Origin of the sequence: Dorea sp. AM10-31 (genome assembly GCF_003435815.1) — a bacterium.
Taxonomy (GTDB): Bacteria; Bacillota; Clostridia; order Lachnospirales; family Lachnospiraceae; genus Dorea_D; species Dorea_D hominis.
In genome coordinates this window covers 1-3,286 of sequence record NZ_QTUV01000003.1, presented here as the reverse complement: position 1 = coordinate 3,286, position 3,286 = coordinate 1, and the positions used below count along the sequence as shown (strand labels likewise).

Annotated in this window: 2 tRNA genes and 1 rRNA gene (1 of these 3 cut by a window edge); all 3 read right to left on the bottom strand. The window is 50.5% G+C overall.

Features of this window, described 5'->3' with window-relative positions:
- Positions 1-40: transfer RNA gene (locus DW125_RS06115), tRNA-OTHER, on the bottom strand; it reaches 61 nt to the left of the window's first position.
- A gap of 7 nt (positions 41-47) precedes the next feature.
- Positions 48-121: transfer RNA gene (locus DW125_RS06110), tRNA-Asp, on the bottom strand.
- 68 nt (positions 122-189) lie between these two features.
- Positions 190-3,081 (bottom strand): 23S ribosomal RNA (locus tag DW125_RS06105).
- Positions 3,082-3,286 lie beyond the last annotated feature (205 nt).

Here is a 3,286-nt window from a genome sequence, read left to right as displayed (position 1 = left end):
GCTTGTAAGGCAGATGCTCTCCCAGCTGAGCTATGATCCCATATAAACGACCCAGAAGAGACTCGAACTCTCGACCTCCGCCGTGACAGGGCGGCGCTCTAACCAACTGAGCCACTGGGCCATATAAAGGTTATGTACCTTCAAAACTGCATACAAGAAATATTCTTCATCCTTTACCTATCACCTTGCTTGGTCATGCCCTCGACCGATTAGTATCAGTCAGCTCCATGTGTTACCACACTTCCACCTCTGACCTATCTACCTCGTCGTCTTCAAGGGGTCTTACTACTTACGTAGGGATATCTCATCTTGAGGGGGGCTTCACGCTTAGATGCCTTCAGCGTTTATCCCGTCCCGGCTTGGCTACTCTGCCATGACCTTGGTAGTCAACAGATACACCAGCGGCCAGTCCATCCCGGTCCTCTCGTACTAAGGACAGCTCCTCTCAAATATCCTACGCCCACGCCGGATAGGGACCGAACTGTCTCACGACGTTCTGAACCCAGCTCGCGTACCGCTTTAATGGGCGAACAGCCCAACCCTTGGGACCTACTTCAGCCCCAGGATGCGATGAGCCGACATCGAGGTGCCAAACCACTCCGTCGATGTGAACTCTTGGGAGTGATAAGCCTGTTATCCCCAGGGTAGCTTTTATCCGTTGAGCGATGGCAATCCCACTTTATACCACCGGATCACTAAGTCCTACTTTCGTACCTGCTCCACCCGTCGGTGTCGCAGTCAAGCTCCCTTCTGCCTTTGCACTCTTCGAATGGTTTCCAACCATTCTGAGGGAACCTTTGAGCGCCTCCGATACCCTTTCGGAGGCGACCGCCCCAGTCAAACTCCCCACCTGACATTGTCCCCCGACCTGTTTAAGGCCGCTGGTTAGAAATCCAATACTGCAAGGGTGGTATCCCAACAGCGACTCCGTAGCTACTGGCGTAACTACTTCCCAGTCTCCCACCTATCCTGTACATGCAATACCGAATCCCAGTATCAAGCTGGAGTAAAGCTCCATGGGGTCTTTCCGTCCTGGCGCAGGTAACCAGCATCTTCACTGGTATTTCAATTTCACCGGGTGCATTGTTGAGACAGTGCCCAAATCATTACGCCTTTCGTGCGGGTCGGAACTTACCCGACAAGGAATTTCGCTACCTTAGGACCGTTATAGTTACGGCCGCCGTTTACTGGGGCTTAAGTTCAAAGCTTCGCGTTACCGCTAACCTCTCCCCTTAACCTTCCAGCACCGGGCAGGCGTCAGCCCATATACTTCACCTTTCGGTTTTGCATAGACCTGTGTTTTTGCTAAACAGTTGCTTGGGCCAATTCTCTGCGGCCAGCTTTCACTGGCACTCCTTCTCCCGAAGTTACGGAGTCATTTTGCCGAGTTCCTTAACAATGCTTCTCCCGTCGGCCTTAGGATTCTCTCCTCATCCACCTGTGTCGGTTTACGGTACGGGCTTAAGTAAAACAATAGCGGCTTTTCTTGACGCATGGCTCACACACTTCCCTACTCTTTATTCGGTCCGCATCACGTCTTCAGATTGTACAGCGGATTTGCCAGCTGCACTCCTACCTCGCTTGCACCGGTCTTTCCATTCCCGGCTTGTGCTCTCCTCACGTGTCCCCACAGTTCTGTTTACTTAAGGTACAGGAATCTCAACCTGTTGTCCATCGACTACGCCTCTCGGCCTCGCCTTAGGCCCCGACTTACCCAGAGCAGATCAGCTTTACTCTGGAAACCTTAGATATTCGGCCGGAAGGATTCTCACCTTCCTCTCGCTACTCATTCCGGCATTCTCTCTTCGATACAATCCACAGCTCCTTATCGGTACTGCTTCGTCTCGTATCCAATGCTCCTCTACCAATCAACATTCGTTAATTCCTGAGCTTCGGTAGTGTGTTTCAGCCCCGGACATTTTCGGCGCAGGACCTCTCGACTAGTGAGCTATTACGCACTCTTTGAATGTATGGCTGCTTCTGAGCCAACATCCTAGTTGTCTTCGAAATCCCACATCCTTTTCCACTTAACACACATTTTGGGACCTTAGCTGCAGGTCTGGGCTCTTTCCCTTTCGACTACCCAACTTATCTCGTGCAGTCTGACTCCCATACATCATCTACGCGGCATTCGGAGTTTGATATTCTTCGGTAAGCTTTGACGCCCCCTAGGAAATTCAGTGCTCTACCTCCGCAAGACTTGTATGAGGCTAGCCCTAAAGCTATTTCGAGGAGAACCAGCTATCTCCGGGTTCGATTGGAATTTCTCCCCTATCCACACCTCATCCCCACCCTTTTCAACGGATGTGGGTTCGGTCCTCCATTGCCTTTTACGGCAACTTCAACCTGGACATGGATAGATCACCCGGTTTCGGGTCTGCTCCGACTGACTCTGGCCCTATTAAGACTTGGTTTCCCTTCGGCTCCATCCCTGTAGGATTTAACCTCGCCAGCCGGCGCAACTCGCCGGACCGTTCTACAAAAAGTACGCGGTTCCACATTTATAGTGGTTCCACAGCTTGTAAACATATGGTTTCAGGTTCTTTTTCACTCCCCTCCCGGGGTCCTTTTCACCGTTCCTTCACAGTACTATGCGCTATCGGTCACTAAGGAGTATTTAGCCTTACGGGGTGGTCCCCGCGTGTTCAGTCAAGGTTCCACGTGTCTCGACCTACTCTGGATACCGCCTTGTCAATCGTCCTTTCGCTTACGGGGCTTTCACCCTCTCTGGCTGGCTTTCCCAAAACCATTCTGCTAAGACTCTTGAATCAATTGTGCGGTCCGAACCCCGGGATGCACGCATCCCGGTTTGGGCTCTTCCGGTTTCGCTCGCCGCTACTTCCGGAATCACATGTTGTTTTCTCTTCCTCCGGCTACTTAGATGTTTCAGTTCACCGGGTTCCCTTCCTAACGTTATGGATTGGCGTTAGGATACTTGAGGTTTGCTCAAGTGGGTTTCCCCATTCAGAGATCTCCGGATCATTGGATATTTGCTCCTCCCCGAAGCTTTTCGCAGCTTATCACGTCTTTCATCGGCTCTTAGTGCCAAGGCATCCACCATACGCTCTTTTCAGCATGACCAACTTGTTCTCATCCACGGGAATGGATGATCACTACACCGGTATAGCGTTACCGGCGTTGGTTCTAGGTTCGTTTTTTTACTTCGTTTTCTCGAAGGTGTTGTAATTATTAACAACATTCCTGTTAATAACAATTACCTCGGATGTCTTGAATAAGATATTTATCTTATCATTTCTATTTCTTATATGCAATTTTCAAGGTACAT